At 64.6% G+C, this 18064-nt stretch carries 15 protein-coding genes; 13 read left to right on the top strand and 2 right to left on the bottom strand.

Translation table 11 applies throughout. From position 1 onward, the window contains the following. Nucleotides 1-67: 67 nt before the first annotated feature. From mdh to AKG11_RS22710, 11 genes are all read left to right on the top strand, one after another. Nucleotides 68-1030, top strand: a complete 963-nt coding sequence (gene mdh / locus AKG11_RS22760; protein ID WP_023514887.1) for a malate dehydrogenase — start codon at nt 68-70, stop codon at nt 1028-1030. Nucleotides 1031-1097: 67 nt separating this feature from the next. Next, entirely contained in the window at nt 1098-2291 is a 1194-nt protein-coding gene (sucC, locus tag AKG11_RS22755; protein WP_023514888.1) for an ADP-forming succinate--CoA ligase subunit beta, read from the top strand. 18 nt (nt 2292-2309) lie between these two features. Then, nucleotides 2310-3212, top strand: coding sequence for a succinate--CoA ligase subunit alpha (sucD, locus tag AKG11_RS22750; RefSeq protein WP_023514889.1), 903 nt, complete (start codon nt 2310-2312; stop codon nt 3210-3212). Between the two features lie 141 nt (nt 3213-3353). Continuing rightward, nucleotides 3354-6350, top strand: coding sequence for a 2-oxoglutarate dehydrogenase E1 component (locus AKG11_RS22745; protein ID WP_050745539.1), 2997 nt, complete (start codon nt 3354-3356; stop codon nt 6348-6350). Nucleotides 6351-6401: 51 nt separating this feature from the next. Then, a complete protein-coding gene (odhB, locus tag AKG11_RS22740; protein WP_023513142.1) occupies nt 6402-7637 on the top strand; it encodes a 2-oxoglutarate dehydrogenase complex dihydrolipoyllysine-residue succinyltransferase in 1236 nt (411 codons plus the stop codon). Between the two features lie 104 nt (nt 7638-7741). Then, entirely contained in the window at nt 7742-8155 is a 414-nt protein-coding gene (locus tag AKG11_RS22735) for an MAPEG family protein (RefSeq protein ID WP_023513143.1), read from the top strand. A 198-nt stretch (nt 8156-8353) separates the two neighbouring features. Next, entirely contained in the window at nt 8354-8998 is a 645-nt protein-coding gene (locus tag AKG11_RS22730; RefSeq protein ID WP_050745538.1) for a LysE family translocator, read from the top strand. A gap of 3 nt (nt 8999-9001) precedes the next feature. After that, nucleotides 9002-9490, top strand: a complete 489-nt coding sequence (locus AKG11_RS22725; protein WP_023513145.1) for a hypothetical protein — start codon at nt 9002-9004, stop codon at nt 9488-9490. Next, nucleotides 9487-10239 carry an SDR family oxidoreductase gene (locus tag AKG11_RS22720; protein ID WP_050745537.1) on the top strand — a complete coding sequence of 251 codons (753 nt, stop codon included), beginning with the start codon at nt 9487-9489 and terminating at the stop codon, nt 10237-10239. The genes AKG11_RS22725 and AKG11_RS22720 overlap by 4 nt, the downstream gene beginning before the upstream one ends. A gap of 24 nt (nt 10240-10263) precedes the next feature. Beyond that, on the top strand, nt 10264-11670 hold the full coding sequence (lpdA, locus tag AKG11_RS22715) for a dihydrolipoyl dehydrogenase (protein ID WP_050745536.1): 1407 nt from the start codon (nt 10264-10266) through the stop codon (nt 11668-11670). Nucleotides 11671-11753: 83 nt separating this feature from the next. After that, nucleotides 11754-12251 (top strand): DUF2867 domain-containing protein, encoded by a 498-nt coding sequence (locus AKG11_RS22710; RefSeq protein WP_050745596.1) that lies wholly within the window; start codon nt 11754-11756, stop codon nt 12249-12251. A 3-nt stretch (nt 12252-12254) separates the two neighbouring features. On the opposite strand, the gene AKG11_RS22705 is transcribed toward AKG11_RS22710, so the two are convergent. Together AKG11_RS22705 and AKG11_RS22700 are read right to left on the bottom strand one after the other, a co-directional pair. Then, nucleotides 12255-13337: a TraB/GumN family protein gene (locus tag AKG11_RS22705; protein ID WP_050745535.1), complete on the bottom strand. Its 1083-nt coding sequence runs from the start codon at nt 13335-13337 to the stop codon at nt 12255-12257. Nucleotides 13338-13478: 141 nt separating this feature from the next. Beyond that, nucleotides 13479-14414, bottom strand: coding sequence for a tyrosine recombinase XerC (locus AKG11_RS22700; RefSeq protein ID WP_024271130.1), 936 nt, complete (start codon nt 14412-14414; stop codon nt 13479-13481). Between the two features lie 146 nt (nt 14415-14560). Here AKG11_RS22700 and AKG11_RS22695 point away from each other — a divergent pair, with 146 nt between their 5' ends. Together AKG11_RS22695 and AKG11_RS22690 are read left to right on the top strand one after the other, a co-directional pair. After that, on the top strand, nt 14561-15697 hold the full coding sequence (locus tag AKG11_RS22695) for an AAA family ATPase (RefSeq protein WP_050745534.1): 1137 nt from the start codon (nt 14561-14563) through the stop codon (nt 15695-15697). Nucleotides 15698-15755: 58 nt separating this feature from the next. Beyond that, nucleotides 15756-17960 carry a primosomal protein N' gene (locus tag AKG11_RS22690; RefSeq protein WP_050745533.1) on the top strand — a complete coding sequence of 735 codons (2205 nt, stop codon included), beginning with the start codon at nt 15756-15758 and terminating at the stop codon, nt 17958-17960. Nucleotides 17961-18064: the final 104 nt, after the last annotated feature.

Below are 18064 nucleotides of genomic sequence, written 5' to 3'. Positions count from 1 at the left end.
CTTGCGCCGAAAGGTCCCGCAATTGCGACATTGGGGGCCTGTTGATCGGAGCAAGAGGAAGCTTTTCATGGCCCGCAAGAAGATCGCACTTATTGGTTCTGGAATGATCGGTGGCACGCTGGCGCATCTCGCCGGCCTGAAGGAGCTGGGCGACATCGTCCTCTTCGACATCGCCGACGGCATTCCGCAGGGTAAGGGCCTCGACATTGCCCAGTCCTCGCCGGTCGAAGGCTTCAATGCCTCGCTGACGGGCGCCAGCGACTACGCCGCCATCGAAGGCGCTGATGTCTGCATCGTCACCGCCGGTGTTGCCCGCAAGCCCGGCATGAGCCGCGATGACCTGCTCGGCATCAACCTCAAGGTCATGGAACAGGTCGGCGCCGGCATCAAGAAGTACGCGCCAAACGCCTTCGTCATCTGCATCACCAACCCGCTCGACGCGATGGTCTGGGCGCTGCAGAAGTTTTCGGGCCTGCCGAAGAACATGGTCGTCGGCATGGCCGGCGTGCTGGACTCGGCGCGCTTCCGCCTCTTCCTCTCGGAAGAATTCAAGGTTTCCGTGCAGGACGTCACCGCCTTCGTTCTCGGTGGCCATGGCGACACGATGGTGCCGCTCGCCCGTTACTCCACCGTTGCCGGCATCCCGCTGACCGACCTCGTCAAGATGGGCTGGGTCACCAAGGAGCGCCTCGAAGAGATCATCCAGCGCACCCGTGACGGCGGCGCCGAAATCGTCGGCCTGCTCAAGACCGGCTCGGCCTACTATGCTCCGGCCGCTTCGGCGATCGAGATGGCCGAATCCTTCCTCAAGGACAAGAAGCGTGTCCTGCCCGTCGCCGCCCATCTCTCGGGCCAGTACGGCGTCAAGGACATGTATGTCGGCGTTCCCACGGTCATCGGTGCCGGCGGCGTCGAGCGCATCGTCGAAATCGACCTCAATAAGGCCGAACAGGAAGCCTTCGACAAGTCGGTCGCAGCCGTTGCCGGCCTGTGCGAAGCCTGCATCAACATCGCGCCCGCGCTGAAGTAATCCCGGCTCTTTTGTTTCACGCAATTCCAGCAGGTCCTGCTGGAATTGCTCAGACAGGATTTATCCCATGAACATTCATGAATATCAGGCCAAGGCTCTGCTCAAGAGCTTTGGCGCACCGGTCGCCGAAGGCGTCGCGATCTTCTCCGCCGACGAGGCGGAAGCGGCTGCCAAGTCGCTCCCCGGCCCGCTCTACGTGGTCAAGAGCCAGATCCATGCCGGCGGCCGTGGTAAGGGCAAGTTCAAGGAGCTTGGCCCGGACGCCAAGGGCGGCGTTCGCCTCGCTTTCTCGATCGACGAAGCCAAGGCCCACGCCAAGGACATGCTCGGCAACACGCTCGTCACCGCGCAGACCGGCGAAGCCGGCAAGCAGGTGAACCGCCTCTACATCGAGGACGGTGCCGACATCGACCGCGAACTCTATCTCTCGCTGCTCGTCGATCGCTCGGTCGGCCAGGTTGCCTTCGTCGTTTCGACGGAAGGCGGCATGGACATCGAGGCTGTTGCCCATGACACGCCGGAGAAGATTCTTACCGTCGCGATCAACCCGGAAGCCGGTGTCACCGCCGACGATCTGGCGAAGCTCACCTCGGCGCTGAAGCTCGAAGGCGAAGCCAAGGCGGATGCCGAAAAACTCTTCCCGATCCTCTACAAGGCCTTTGTCGAGAAGGACATGAGCCTGCTCGAGATCAACCCGTTGATCGTCATGAAGAACGGCCGCGTGCGCGTTCTCGACGCCAAGGTGTCCTTCGACGGCAACGCGCTGTTCCGCCACGACGACATCAAGGCGCTGCGCGACGAGACCGAAGAAGACGCCAAGGAAATCGAAGCCTCCAAGTGGGACCTCGCTTACGTGGCGCTCGACGGCAACATCGGCTGCATGGTCAACGGTGCCGGTCTTGCCATGGCGACGATGGACATCATCAAGCTCTACGGCAAGGAGCCGGCGAACTTCTGCGACGTCGGCGGCGGCGCCGGCAAGGAGAAGGTCGCGGCCGCCTTCAAGATCATCACGGCCGACCCGAAGGTCGAGGGGATCCTCGTCAACATCTTCGGCGGCATCATGAAGTGCGACGTTATCGCTGAAGGCGTGGTCGCAGCCGTGCAGGAAGTCGGCCTCAAGGTTCCGCTGGTCGTTCGTCTCGAAGGCACGAATGTCGAACTTGGCAAGAAGATCCTGAACGAATCCGGCCTGGCGATCACCGCCGCCGACGATCTGGACGATGCTGCCAAGAAGATCGTCGCCGCGATCAACGGCTAACCTGAAGGACCAGACCTCATGTCGATTCTCGTCAACAAGAACACCAAGGTCCTCGTTCAGGGCCTGACCGGCAAGACCGGGACCTTCCACACCGAACAGGCGCTCGCCTATTACGGCACGCAGATGGTCGGCGGCATCCACCCGAAGAAGGGTGGCGAAACCTGGACCGGCTCGAAGGGCGAAAGCCTGCCGATCTTCGCTTCCGTCGCCGAAGGCCGCGAGAAGACCGGTGCCGATGCATCCGTGATCTACGTTCCTCCGGCAGGCGCCGCGGACGCGATCATCGAGGCGATCGAAGCGGAAATCCCGTTCATCACCTGCATCACCGAAGGTATCCCGGTTGCCGACATGGTGCGCGTCAAGGCTCGCCTCGACCGCTCCTCCTCACGTCTGCTCGGCCCAAACTGCCCCGGCATCCTGACGCCGGAAGAATGCAAGATCGGCATCATGCCGGGCTCGATTTTCCGCAAGGGCTCCGTCGGTATCGTCTCGCGCTCCGGCACGCTGACCTATGAAGCGGTCTTCCAGACCTCCAACGAAGGCCTCGGCCAGACCACGGCCGTCGGCATCGGCGGCGACCCGGTCAAGGGCACGGAATTCATCGACGTGCTGGAGATGTTCCTGGCGGACGACGCCACGACCTCGATCATCATGATCGGCGAAATCGGCGGCTCGGCCGAAGAAGATGCGGCACAGTTCCTCATCGACGAAGCCAAGAAGGGCCGCAAGAAGCCGATGGCTGGCTTCATCGCGGGCCGTACCGCTCCGAAGGGCCGCACCATGGGTCATGCCGGCGCTGTCGTTTCCGGCGGCAAGGGTGACGCGGAATCCAAGATCGCGGCGATGGAGGCAGCGGGCATCCGTGTTTCGCCTTCGCCGGCGCGTCTCGGCAAGACGCTGGTCGAAGTCCTCAAGGGCTGAGAAACGAAACTGGGATTGGCCGGCTGAAAACGCCGGCCGATCCGTCTCTTCCTGGCGCTGGATAGAGCGCCGGGCGGCAAGCCGGGGAAAGCCCGGTCAACACGATCGTTCGGGAGGCGGGCGCGGCGCCCGCAAAACACCATGGCACGACTAGACGCCAACGAACAATTCCTGGCCACGTCCTTCCTCGATGGAGCGAACGCGGCCTATATCGAACAGCTCTACGCCAAGTATGAAGCGAACCCCGCCTCTGTCGGTGAGGAATGGCAGGCCTTTTTCAAGGCCCTCGAAGACCAGCCCTCCGACATCGTGAAGGCCGCCAGGGGCGCCTCGTGGCAGCGCGCCAACTGGCCGATCGCCGCCAATGGCGAACTGGTCTCGGCGCTTGATGGCAACTGGGGCGTCGTCGAGAAGGTTCTTGAAAAGAAGGTGCAGGCGAAGGCCGAGGCCGTTGCCGTGCAGACCGGCACGCCCGTCAACCAGGCGGACGTCAATCAGGCGACGCGCGATTCTGTTCGCGCCATCATGATGATCCGTGCCTACCGCGCCCGCGGTCACCTGCATGCCAAGCTCGACCCGCTCGGCCTTGCGGCGCCGGTTGAGGACTACAACGAGCTCTCGCCGTCGAACTACGGTTTCGAGGAGAAGGATCTCGACCGCAAGATCTTCATCGACAACGTGCTTGGCCTCGAATACGCGACCGTGCGCGAAATGGTCGAAATCCTCGAGCGCACCTATTGCTCGACGATCGGCGTCGAATTCATGCACATCTCCAACCCGGAAGAGAAGGGCTGGATCCAGGAGCGCATCGAAGGTCCGGACAAGGGCGTCGATTTCACGCCGGAAGGCAAGAAGGCGATTCTGCAGAAGCTGATCGAGGCTGAGGGCTTCGAGCAGTTCATCGACGTCAAGTACAAGGGCACCAAGCGCTTCGGCCTCGACGGCGGTGAAGCGCTGATCCCGGCGCTGGAGCAGATCATCAAGCGGGGCGGCCAGCTCGGCTTGAAGGAAATCGTTCTCGGCATGGCGCACCGCGGCCGCCTCAACGTTCTGACGAACGTGATGGCCAAACCCCACCGCGCCGTCTTCCACGAGTTCAAGGGCGGCTCCTACGCGCCCGACGAAGTGGAAGGCTCGGGCGACGTGAAGTACCACCTCGGTGCTTCTTCGGACCGCGAGTTCGACGGCAACAAGGTGCACCTGTCGCTGACCGCCAACCCCTCGCATCTCGAGATCGTCAACCCTGTCGTCATGGGCAAGGCCCGTGCCAAGCAGGACCAGATGGCGAAGGTCTTCGAGGGTGACATCATCCCGCTCTCCGAGCGCGTCCAGGTCATGCCGCTGCTGCTGCACGGCGATGCGGCCTTTGCGGGCCAGGGTGTGACGGCCGAAATCCTCGGCCTGTCGGGCCTGCGCGGCCACCGCGTTGCCGGCACGGTGCACGTCATCATCAACAACCAGATCGGCTTCACCACGAACCCGGCCTTCTCGCGCTCCTCGCCCTATCCGTCGGATGTGGCGAAGATGATCGAGGCGCCGATCTTCCATGTGAACGGCGACGATCCGGAAGCGGTGACCTACGCTGCCAAGATCGCGACCGAATTCCGCATGAAGTTCCACAAGCCGGTCGTGCTGGACATGTTCTGCTACCGTCGCTTCGGCCACAACGAAGGCGACGAGCCGGCGTTCACGCAGCCGAAGATGTACAAGGCGATCCGCGCCCACAAGACCGTGGTCAACCTCTATGGTTCGCGTCTCATTGGCGAAGGCGTGATCAGCGAGGGCGAATTCGAGAAGATGAAGGCGGATTGGCGCGCCAATCTCGAGCAGGAATTCGAGGCTGGCCAGTCCTACAAGCCGAACAAGGCCGACTGGCTGGACGGCGCCTGGTCGGGCCTGCGCTCGGCCGACAACCAGGACGAACAGCGTCGCGGCAAGACCTCCGTGCCGATGAAGCAGCTCAAGGAGATCGGTCGCAAGATCGCGACGATCCCGGAAGGCTTCAAGGCCCACAAGACCATTCAGCGTTTCATGGACAACCGCATGCAGATGGTGGAGACGGGCGAGGGTATCGACTGGGCGATGGCGGAAGCGCTTGCCTATGGCACGCTCTGCGTCGAGGGCACGAAGATCCGTCTCTCCGGCCAGGATTGCGAACGCGGCACGTTCTCGCAGCGCCATTCGGTTATCTACGATCAGGAGACCGAAGACCGCTACATCCCGCTTGCCAACCTCTCGCCCACGCAGGCGCGCTACGAGGTCATCAACTCGATGCTCTCGGAAGAGGCCGTGCTCGGCTTCGAATACGGCTATTCGCTGGCCCGTCCCAACGCGCTGACGCTTTGGGAGGCCCAGTTCGGCGACTTCGCCAACGGTGCGCAGGTCGTCTTCGACCAGTTCATCTCGTCGGGTGAGCGCAAGTGGCTGCGCATGTCGGGCCTCGTCTGCCTGCTGCCGCACGGCTATGAGGGCCAGGGTCCGGAGCACTCCTCCGCCCGCCTCGAACGCTGGCTGCAGATGTGCGCCGAAGACAACATGCAGGTCGCCAACGTCACGACGCCGGCGAACTACTTCCACATCCTGCGCCGCCAGGTGAAGCGCGACTTCCGCAAGCCGCTGATCATGATGACGCCGAAATCCCTGCTGCGCCACAAGCGCGCCGTTTCCTCGCTGTCGGAAATGGCGGGCGAGAGCTCGTTCCACCGTCTGCTGTGGGACGACGCCGAGGTGATCAAGGACGGTCCGATCAAGCTGCAGAAGGACGCCAAGATCCGCCGTGTCGTGATGTGCTCGGGCAAAGTCTACTACGACCTTCTGGAAGAGCGCGAAAAGCGCGGTATCGACGACGTTTATCTCCTGCGCCTGGAACAGCTCTATCCGTTCCCGGCCAAGGCGCTGATCAACGAGCTGTCGCGCTTCCGCAATGCCGAGATGGTCTGGTGCCAGGAAGAGCCCAAGAACATGGGTGGCTGGGCCTTCATCGATCCGTATCTCGAATGGGTGCTCGCCCATATCGACGCCAAGTACCAGCGCGTGCGCTACACCGGTCGTCCGGCCGCAGCCTCGCCGGCGACGGGCCTGATGTCGAAGCACATGGCGCAGCTCGCTGCTTTCCTCGAGGACGCGCTGGGCGGTTGATCCGCCCGGCTTCCCAGTAACCACGATAAGAATCACGAACGGAACACACTCATGGCTACCGAAATCCGCGTCCCGACTCTGGGCGAATCCGTCAGCGAAGCGACCGTCGGCACCTGGTTCAAGAAGGTCGGCGACGTCATCAAGGCCGACGAGCCGCTCTGTGAGCTCGAAACCGACAAGGTGACGATCGAAGTGCCGGCGCCGGCCGCCGGCGTCCTGTCGGAAATCACGGCCGCCGCCGGCGAGACCGTCGCCCCGGGTGGTCTGCTTGGCCAGATTTCTGCCAGCGGTTCCGCCGGTGCGAGCGCGCCTGCTGCTGCCGAAAAGGTCGAGAAGGTTGCGGCGGCTCCCGCTGCCGAAACCAAGCCCGCCGCGGCTGCGTCTTCCATGCCGGCTGCACCCTCGGCCGCCAAGCTGCTTGCGGAAAACAACATTTCCGCCGACCAGGTCGATGGTTCCGGCAAGCGTGGCCAGGTGCTGAAGGGCGACGTCATCGCAGCCGTTGCCAAGGGCATTACGGCGTCTACCGCTGCTGCCGCCGAACCGGTCAAGGTTGCCGCCCGCGTTCCGTCCTCCGAGGCGGACGCGCCGCGCGAAGAACGCGTGAAGATGACGCGTCTGCGCCAGACGATCGCCAAGCGCCTCAAGGATGCGCAGAACACCGCCGCCATGCTGACCACCTACAACGAGGTGGACATGAAGGCCGTGATGGACCTGCGTAATCGCTACAAGGACATTTTCGAGAAGAAGCATGGTGTGAAGCTCGGCTTCATGGGCTTCTTCACCAAGGCCGTCACGCATGCGCTGAAGGAACTGCCGGCCGTCAACGCCGAGATCGACGGCACCGACATCATCTACAAGAACTACTGCCATGTCGGCGTCGCCGTCGGCACGGACAAGGGTCTTGTCGTACCGGTCGTGCGTGATGCAGACCAGATGTCGATCGCCGAGATCGAGAAGGAAATCGGCCGCCTCGGCAAGGCCGCCCGTGACGGTGCGCTTTCCATGGCCGACATGCAGGGTGGTACCTTCACCATCTCGAACGGCGGCGTCTACGGCTCGCTGATGTCCTCGCCGATCCTCAACGCCCCTCAGTCCGGCATTCTCGGTATGCACAAGATCCAGGATCGCCCGGTCGTCGTCGGTGGCCAGATCGTCATTCGTCCGATGATGTATCTCGCGCTCTCCTACGATCACCGCATCGTCGACGGCAAGGAAGCCGTGACCTTCCTGGTGCGCGTCAAGGAAAGCCTGGAAGATCCGGAACGCCTCGTTCTCGATCTGTAATGAGACTGGCGGCGGGTGCTCTCTTCGGGCACCCGCTCCGTGCTCGTCGCCGACCGGCGGCGGGCTTCCCGTGATCGAGCCTGCGCCGGGATGAGCGAGGGGTGATGGAAGCAGCAGCAGCGTCGACGGAAATCTGGGTGCTCGGCTGGAGTGTCGTGCTTCTTATCGTGCACATCCTTGTTCAGGCATTGTCGCTCGATCTCGCCGGTGATCTCAGCGTCAAGTACCTGCTCGGCCCGCGCGACGAACAGCGCACGACGAAGAGCATCATGGCAGGGCGCCTGCTGCGCTCGCTGAACAACATGCTGGAGACCTATCCGGCCTTCATCGCGCTGGCGCTTGCGCTGGCCGTGACGGGCAAGACCGGAGGGCTCGGTGCGGCGGGGGCCGTGACCTGGATCCTGGCGCGCCTGGTCTTCACCTTCTTCTATGTTGCGGGCATTCCGATCCTGCGCACGGCTGCCTGGTTCGTCTCGATCATCGGGCTCGTCCTGATGGTCCTGCGCCTGATGCTATGACAAGCGCGGCCCGATGGCTTTCTCTCCTTCCACTATTCGGATGTCCGGCCGCATGCGTGACGGCGTGCCTGGTTCCTTGCCGCAGGGTGGAAGATCGACAGCGGCCGAACCGCAGGATACCCTCCGGCCAGCGCCCCTGATGCGCATGCAGCAACCCGCGGGTGCCGATAGGGCCCTCAACGCACCGGTGACGATCGTATGAGCCAATATCTCCTGGAACTTGCCTCGCTGATGGCGATCTTCGCCTTCGCCATCGTCTCGCCGGGTGCGGATCTCGCCATGGTCATGCGCCAGTCGATCGTGCATGGCCGGCGTGCGGCTGTCGTCACGTCCTTCGGCATCGGCACGTCGCTGATGTTCCACGTCACCTATACGATCCTCGGCCTCGGCCTTATCATTTCCCAGTCGATCTACCTCTTCAACATCGTGAAGTGGTGCGGCGTCGCTTACCTTGTCTATATCGGCATCAAGGCGTTGAGGGCCGGCAAGGCCGACCTTTCCGTGGAAGCGGTGAAGGGTCATGAAGAGGGCAGGGGCGGGCAATCGGCCGTCCGCGCCTTCGGCCTCGGTTTCCTTGCCAATGCGCTGAACCCCAAGCCGGTCTTCTTCTTCCTGTCGATCTTCTCGACGGTCGTCAGTGCCCATACGCCGATCGCGGTAAAATTCGGCTATGGCGTCGTCATGGCCACCTGCCTCATTGCCTGGTTCGTCGGCGTCTCGCTGTTCATGACGACGCCAAGGATGCGCGCCGCCTTCGCGCGCATGAGCCAATGGATCGACCGGGCCAGCGGCCTCGTCTTCATCGCGCTCGGCATCAAGCTCGCCACGGAAAAGGCTCACTGAGCCATGCGCGCCGCCCTCGTTGTTGCCGGATTGCTTGCCGCGACCGCCGCTTCTGCGGCGGAGTGCCGGCAGGACCGCGCGCTCTATGCGGATCGCGACGGGGGCTATGAGCTGGCATTCGAATCTGTCGGCTCGAATGCGGCGGCGACGAGCCATCATTTCAAGCTGAAGGTTCTGGCAAGCGGCGTGGTGCTTGACGGTGTCGTCATGCCGGGCGAACCCGCCCGCTCGAACGGCATGGCCATGTACAACTGCCCGGAAGGGGACGTCACCGGTGAGGAGATCGCCGCCTGCACCGTGTGGGAAGGCGTGATCTACGCGCTTGACGGCGCGGGCGATGCCGGCCTCCTGCCGGAGGAGGGGACTGTGGCAGCTGAAACCCTGCTTCTTTCCGGCTTCGGGCCGTCGGTCCGCTATTCGAAGCTGTGGGATGACGGCAAGGCGAGCGTTGCGCCCTGGGACGTCTTCATACGGAAGGGGTGTGCGGCATGACGGAGGCCCCTGTTCTTCTCGTTACCGGCGGCAGCCGCGGCATCGGTGCCAGTGTCTGCCGCATGGCGGGCGCCGCGGGCTGGCAAGTGGCGGTGAACTATGCCGCCAATCTCGAGGCAGCCGAGGCCGTGGTCGCCGATATCCGGGCGCTTGGCGGCTCGGCGATCCCGGTACAGGGGGATGTCGGCACGGAACTTGGCCTTGCCTCCATCTTCTCCACCATCGACGGCACCTTCGGTCGGCTCGATGGGCTGGTCAACAATGCGGGTATCGTTGCGCTGCCGCAGCGCGTCGACGAGATGTCCGCCGAGCGGCTGGAGCGTATGTTCGCCGTCAATGTGATGGGCTCGATCCGTTGCGCGCAGGAGGCTGTGCGCCGCATGTCGATCCGTCACGGCGGCAAGGGCGGCTCGATCGTCAACATCTCCTCCGTCGCTGCGCTGCTCGGCGCGGCCGGGCAATATGTCGATTATGCCGCCAGCAAGGGCGCCATCGAGAGTTTCACCGTCGGCCTCGCGCGCGAGGTCGCGGCGGAGGGCGTGCGCGTCAATCTCGTGCGACCCGGCATCATCGACACCGACATCCACGCCTCCGGCGGCCTGCCGGACCGGACGCGCGACATGGCATCGCTGATCCCGATGCAGCGGCCGGGCACGGCCGATGAAGTCGCCCATTCCATTCTCTATCTTCTCTCCGATGCGGCATCCTATGTGACGGGTGCCGCCCTCAACGTCAGCGGCGGGCGCTAGGCCCCCGCGCAGGAAGGACTTGTCATGGCATATGATCTCATCGTTATCGGTTCCGGCCCCGGCGGCTACGTGTGCGCCATCAAGGCGGCCCAGCTCGGCCTCAAGGTCGCGGTCGTCGAAAAGCGCGCCACCTATGGCGGCACCTGCCTCAATGTCGGCTGCATCCCCTCCAAGGCGCTGCTGCATGCGTCCGAAACCTACAGCCATGCCGCCCACGGCATGGACGCGCTCGGCATCGAGGGCGTCACGCCCACGCTGAACCTCGGCAAGATGATGGCGCACAAGGATGCGACGGTGAAGTCGAATGTCGACGGCGTCGCCTTCCTGTTCAAGAAGAACAAGATCGACGGCATCCAGGGCATCGGCAAGGTGCTCGCCGCGGGCAAGGTTTCCGTCACCAGCGACAAGGGTGAGGAGCAGGTTCTCGAGACGAAGAACATCGTCATCGCCACGGGCTCCGATGTCGCCGGTATTCCGGGCGTTCCGGTCGAGATCGACGAGAAGGTCATCGTCTCCTCCACCGGCGGTATCGCCCTCGACAAGGTGCCGGGTCACCTGATCGTCGTCGGCGGCGGTGTCATCGGCCTCGAGCTCGGCTCCGTCTGGGCTCGCCTCGGCGCCAAGGTCACCGTGGTCGAGTATCTCGACACCATCCTCGGTGGCATGGACGGCGACGTCTCCAAGCAGTTCCAGCGCATGCTGGTCAAGCAGGGCATGGAGTTCAAGCTGGGCGCCAAGGTGACGGGTGTCGAGAAGGCGGCTTCCGGTGCCAAGGTAACCTTCGAACCCGTCAAGGGCGGCGACGCGACCACGATCGAAGCCGATGTCGTGCTGATCGCTACCGGCCGCAAGCCCTATACCGAGGGCCTCGGCCTCAAGGAAGCCGGCGTCGTGCTGGACAACCGCGGCCGTGTCGAGATCGACAACCACTTCCAGACCAACGTTGCCGGCATCTATGCCATCGGTGATGTGGTGCGTGGCCCCATGCTTGCCCACAAGGCGGAAGACGAGGGCGTCGCCGTTGCCGAAATCCTTGCGGGCCAGGCTGGCCATGTGAACTATGACGTCATCCCGGGCGTCGTCTATACCCAGCCGGAAGTCGCCTCCGTCGGCAAGACGGAAGAGGAGCTGAAGGCCGCGGGCATCGCCTACAAGGCCGGCAAGTTCCCCTTCACCGCGAATGGTCGCGCCCGCGCCATGCTGGCGACGGACGGTTTCGTCAAGGTGCTGGCGGACAAGGAAACGGATCGTGTGCTCGGTGTGCACATCGTCGGCTTCGGCGCTGGCGAGATGATCCACGAGGCAGCCGTTCTGATGGAATTCGGCGGCTCCTCGGAAGACCTCGGCCGCACCTGCCACGCGCACCCGACCATGTCGGAAGCCGTCAAGGAAGCAGCGCTCGCAACCTTCTTCAAGCCGATCCACATGTGATCCGGTCAGGCGGCTGCGACAACCGGCCGCCTGTCTTCATCCGGTGAAGCGGGGCACCATGGAAGCCTTAAAGGATGGCCTTCATGTCCCCCGTTTCGAGACCGGTCTCGCTTCCACATCCGCTTCTGCCTGCCGCCGACTGGGCGGATCGCTTTACGTTGGGCCTGCCGGTCGAGCACCTCACGGCGCGGGAGGCGGCGCGGCTGGCGCTCGAACATCCCCCCGGCTGGGTGCGCCGCCTCATGGTGCTGCGCAATGCGCTCGTCAGGCCCTTCGGTCTGAAAGGGGCGGCGGAGAGGGTCGCGACGTCGGAGACGGAGATCGGCGGCTTTCCCGTGGTCAGCGCAAGCGACGACCGGGTGGTGCTCGGCTTCGACGACCGGCACCTCGACTTTCGCATCGTCATCGATGTCCGGCAGGATCGGCCGAGCGGCCAGACGCTCAGCGTCATGACGCTCGTCCATCGCAACAATCTCCTCGGCCGGCTCTATCTTGCGGCCGTGATGCCCTTTCACAAACTGATCGTGCGCACGATGCTGGCAGGCATCGGCCGAAGGGTCTCGTCCGTCCGGAAGCCCTGAGGCTCAGGGCACCGCCGTGACGGTGAAGTCTTGCTTGCGCAGCAGTTCGACGACCCCTTCCGGGCCGGCGAGGTGCAGCGCACCGACGGCGATGAAGACATTGCCGCCGGTCAGGATCGGCACGGCGCGCTCTGCCATCGTGTGGTTGCGGTCGATGATGATGCGCTGTTCAAAATCGGCATAGGCCTTGGCGTCCGTATCCGTCTCGGGCGCGGCAGCGCGCATCATCGGCATGATCATGCCGGTATCACCGGAGAGGTAGAGCTGGCTCATCGTCTCGATGACGTCCGTCAGCGTATCGCCGAGTTCCAGCGTCTGGACGAGGCCCTGGACCTGCGGCTCGAGCGGCAGGGAATCGAGGGCGGAAATCTGCTCGACGAGCGTTTCGAGCCCCTTCAGCGTCTTGCCTTCGGTGAGCGCATCCTTGGCGAGGCGCTGGTCGAGGAAGGCCGCGCCTGCTGTCTTGCGGGCGATCTCGCAAGCGGGCAGCGCCACGAAGCTTGCGATCATCCACGGTTTCATGCGGCCAACGGCAGCGAGCGAAAGCCCACGGTTCTTCAGGCCCTCGGCCAGTTTCTCGGCGCCCTCCTTGTCGAGGAAATCGGTGATGGACTTGCCGTCGGTGAACATGGTGAGGTCGGGGCGCGTGAGTATCGCCGCGCCGGCCTTCTTCTCGTCGGCGATCTCGTCCGACTCGACCACGACAGTGGTCGCTGCAGCAAAGGCGGCGCGCGCGGCCTCCGGCATGGCCAGCACCCGCGGATCCGTCACATGCATGGTGCCGAGCAGCCAGGAGCTGGGCTGGCCGTCCTTCTCGATCTTCCAGAAGATGCCCTTGCCGTTTTGCACACCATCGGCTTCGGCGCGCAGTTTGGCGTAGCCTGCCGGATCGTCCTTCTCGAACTTCTCGAGCAGGTTGATGCCGCCGCAGGCCGGCGGTTCTTCCGCATGGGCCGGTGACAGGGCGGCGAGCACGAAGAGAAAGGAGAGCGCGACCAGCACATGGACGACCGCCACGCCCCAGAGGCCGGCATCGGCCAGCCGGTCGGCAAGCGCCGCGCGCTGTTTGCGAAGAAGGACTGTCATGGTCGAGCTCCCTGTCTTTTCGGTGACCCTGAAGCACGTTGCGACCCTTGAGAATCGCCCCTCGTGCTTTCGACATTGGTTTTACGCATGTCGTTCTCACAATCCCTTAACAGGCCAGCGCCCTTCGACATCGAAGGGGTCTTATGCCCGCGGGTGGGCGCGGTCGTAGATTTCGAGCAGCCGGGCGGAATCGACGCCGGTATAGACCTGCGTGGTGGAAAGGCTGGCATGGCCAAGCAATTCCTGGATGGTGCGCAGATCGCCGCCGCCGGCAAGCAGATGCGTGGCGAAGGAATGGCGCAGCGCGTGCGGCGTCGCGCTGTCCGGCAGGCCGAGCGCGCCGCGCAGCTTCTGCATCTCGCGCTGGAGGATCGCCGGCTGCAGGGGGCCGCCGCGGGCGCCGCGGAAGAGCGGACTGCCCTCCGCCAACGAGAAGGGGCAGAGTTTTACATAATCCCTCACGCCGGCAAGGGCCGGTGCGATCAGCGGCACGATACGGGTCTTGTCGCCCTTGCCGGTGATGCGCAGCGATGTCGGCGTGCCGGCAAAGTCGGCCGGCGTCAGCGACAGCGCCTCGGAGATACGCAGGCCGCAGCCGTAGAGGAGCGTTAGCACGGCGGCGTTGCGCAGGCGGATCCATGGCTCCTCCGCCAGCTGCTCGCCGGCATCGACGACGGCGATCGCCTGCCGGTCGGAGAGCGGCTTCGGCAGGGATTTCGGTTGTTTCGGCGAGCGCACGGCCGCGGCGCCGGCGGCGTTGGCAAGCCCCTTGCGCTCCAGATGGCGCAGGAACGAGCGTAGCCCTGCAAGGCCACGGCCGAGCGTGCGGGCGCCTGCGCCGTCGCGGCGGCGGGCGGCGAGAAAACCGCGCAGGTCCGCCGGCCGCAGCTCGCCGATGTCCTTCAGTCGCGCGGGGGCGGCAAGGTGCTGTGTCAGGAAGGCGAGGAATTGCCGGGTGTCACGTTCATAGGCATCCAGCGTGTTGCCGGAAAGCCGCCGTTCCTCCGCGAGCGTGGCAAGCCAGCCCTGGCGCTCGGCCATCAATGTCGGGTCGGCGATGATGAGAAGATCGGTCATGGGCGGCCCCTTGGCGTTTGTCGGAGCATCGGCGATTTCCGCTTAAGGTTTTGCTAACGTTCGCGTCGGGGCTGGGCAAAGCGGTCTGCCTTCCTCTAGACACGGTGGCTGGTATAGAGAGGGTCTTCCTCCATTCCGGGGCCATCATGCTTTTGCGTTCCATGTCCGCCGAAAACTATCGTTCGCTGCGCTCGATCCGCATGGATCTCGGCCGCGTGAACCTGTTCGTCGGTGAAAACGGAGCGGGCAAATCGAATCTCTATCGATCGCTCCAGCTGGTGCAGGCCGCGGTGCGCGGAAACTTCGCGCATGAGATCGCGGCGGAAGGCGGTATGGCCTCGGCGCTCTGGACGGGTCGGCGGCGGGCGAACGAGCCGGTGCGTATCCGCCTCGAAACCGAACTCCTCGACGAAGAACGGGCGATCACCTTCCGCTACCGTGTCGAGGCCGGTTTGCGCCCGCCGAAAGCCGCGGCGGGTTTCGCCTTCGAGCCGCAGGTGAAGGCGGAGGAGTTGACCATCGAGACCGGCCGCCGGCCGGTGACGGTGATGAAGCGCACCGGGCCGGGCATACTGGTGCGCGACGAGAGCGGCCGCATGGTCGAGCATCCCGAGCAGGCACTGACTTCGGAAACGGCCATCGCGCTGCTGGGTGATGCCGGCCACTATCCTGAGATCGGCACCTTCCGCCGTGCCGTCTCGCAATGGCGCTTCTTTCACGGCTTCCGCTCCGATCGGGATTCGGCGCTGCGCCAGCCGTGCCTTGCCGTTACCGCGCCATTGCTCGACCAGGACGGGGCGAACATGGCGGCGGTCTTTGCGACGCTCACCTGGACGCGGGAGGATACGCTCGATCTCGACCGAGCGGTGTCGGACGCCTTCGGCGGGGCGCGGCTTTCCGTACCGGAGCCGGAGGAGTTCGCGTCCTACGGTCTGGTGTTCCCGCAGTTTCCGCAGCGTGTCTTCCAGCCACGCGAGCTTTCGGACGGGCAGATCCGTTTCCTGGCGCTCGCCGCTGCCCTTCTTTCCTATCGTACGCCGCCCTTGATCGCGCTCAACGAGCCGGAGGCAAGTCTCCATCCGGACATGCTGCCGCCGCTGGCCGAGATGATCGCCCGGGCGGCGCAATCGAGCCAAATCTGGATCGTCACCCATTCCGAACGATTGGCGCAGGAGGTGGAGACGCGCTGCGGCGTCCGGGCGAAGCGTGTCATCCGCAATGACGGGGCGACCTGGATCGACGGCATGCGGCTGACCGGCGAAATGGCCGAGGACGACGAATGAGCGGGACGGCGATCTTTGCGGTTTTCTTCGCGCGGCGGTGGGGGCATCTTCGCGAGCGATGAGCAGCGATTCGATCGACCTTTTCGGGGAGAAACTCTTTCCGCGCACGGTGCCCGTGATGGTGCCGGTGCCGACGCCCGTGCCCTATTCCTATTCCGTGCCCGAGGGTATGGCGGTGGAACCGGGTTCGATCGTGCAGGTGCCGCTGGGGCCCCGGCTGGTGCCCGGTGTCGTCTGGGACGGTAGCGATGATGGAAGGGTCGATCCGAAGAAACTGCGGCCGATCGAAAAGGTGTTCGATTGCCCGCCGCTTTCGAAGGAGATGCGCGATTTCCTCGATTGGGTTTCCGCCTATACGGTGACGCCGCCCGGCCTCGTCGCCCGCATGGCGCTGCGCGCGCCGACCGCCTTCGATCCCGAACCCATGATCGAGGGGCTGCGTTTCACGGGCCATCGGCCGGAGCGGCTGACGAGTGCACGCGAGCGCGTGCTCGAGTTGATCGAGGACGGCATACCCTGGACGCGCTCCGGCCTTGCGCATGCCTCCGGCACGTCGACGAGCGTCATCGACGGACTGGTGAAGCAGGGCACCTTCGAGACGGTCTTCCTGCCGCCGCCGCCGGTGGTGGCTCTGCCGGACCCGGACTACGTCGCACCGCGGCTGGAAGGGCCGCAGACGGACAGCGCTGCGGAACTGGTCGAGAGCGTGCAAAAGGGGGAATTCTCCGTCTCGCTGATCGACGGCATCACCGGCTCGGGCAAGACCGAGGTCTATTTCGAGGCGATCGCCGAGACGCTGCGACGGGGCAAGCAGGTGCTTATCCTGCTGCCGGAAATCGCGTTGACGGCAAGTTTTCTCGAGCGGTTTCATGATCGTTTCGGAGCAAAGCCCGCGGAGTGGCATTCCGATCTCGCCCCGCGCACCCGCGAACGCGTCTGGCGGCAGGTGACGACGGGCGATGTGCGGGTCGTGGCCGGTGCGCGGTCGGCACTGTTCCTGCCCTTTGAAAATCTCGGCCTCGTCATCGTCGACGAGGAGCATGACCCGGCCTACAAGCAGGAGGACCGCGTCTTCTATAATGCCCGCGACATGGCGGTGGTCAGGGCGCGCATCGGTGATTTTCCGGTCGTGCTCGTCTCGGCGACGCCTTCGGTCGAAAGTCGCGTCAACAGCGATGTCGGGCGCTACCGCAAGCTGCACCTGCCGACGCGCTACGGCGATGCGGCGCTGCCCGATTTGCATCTCGTCGACATGCGCCGCCATCCACCGGCACGCGGCGGGTTTCTCTCGCCGGTCATGCTGCGCGGCATCCAGCGCACCATCGAGAAGGAACAGCAGGCGCTGCTCTTTCTCAATCGCCGGGGCTATGCGCCGCTGACGCTCTGCCGGGTCTGCGGCCATCGGTTCCAGTGCCCGCAATGTTCGAGCTGGCTGGTCGAGCACCGGTTCCGCGGGCAGATCCAGTGCCACCATTGCGGCCATGCCGAGCGCACGCCCGAGGCCTGCCCGGAATGCGGCACCTTCGACCACCTTGCTGCCTGCGGGCCGGGGGTGGAGCGTATCGCCGAGGAGGTGGAACGGCACTTTCCGGAGGCGCGCACCATCGTGCTTTCTTCCGATCTGATGGGTGTAAAGCGGCTCAGGCTGGAGCTGGAGGCGATCGCGCGCGGTGAGGCGGACATCGTCATCGGCACGCAGCTTGTCGCCAAGGGGCACAATTTCCCGCTGATGTCGCTGGTCGGTGTGGTGGATGCGGATCTGGGACTCTCGAACGGCGATCCACGCGCGGCGGAGCGGACCTTCCAGCTCCTCTCGCAGGTGACGGGGCGTGCGGGCCGCTCGGGCCTCAAGAGCCATGGTCTTATCCAGACCTACCAGCCGGCGCATCCCGTCATGCAGGCCATCGTCTCGGGCGACGCGCAGGCCTTTTACGATCGCGAGATCGGCGAACGGGAAAAGGCGCTGTTGCCGCCGTTTGGCCGGCTCGCCTCGGTCATCGTCTCCGCTGACACGCGCGGCGAGGCGGAGGCCCATGCTCGCGGGCTACGGCAGGCGGCACCGCAGGTCACCGGCATCTCGATCCTCGGCCCTGCGGAGGCGCCGCTGGCGTTGATCCGCGGCCGCCATCGTTTCCGTCTGCTGGTGCATGGGCGGCGCAACAGCGACATGCAGACTTTCCTGCGGACCATGCTCGCCAACGGGCCGAAGGAGCGGGCCTCGCTTCAGGTGCAGCTTGATATCGATCCGCAGAGTTTCCTCTAAGGCCGAGGGTTAACAAAGAGTTGTGCGAATGTTTCAGACGCGCTTCTGCCTGTCGGTTGCCTGTGCGATAGAGGGCGACGGGCACTGACGGGAGAAACGCTGCG

It is taken from the genome of Shinella sp. SUS2 (assembly GCF_001262505.1).
In the GTDB taxonomy this organism is placed as follows: Bacteria; Pseudomonadota; Alphaproteobacteria; order Rhizobiales; family Rhizobiaceae; genus Shinella.
Note: the sequence above shows the minus strand (reverse complement) of the source record. Positions and strands in the feature narration are given on the sequence as shown.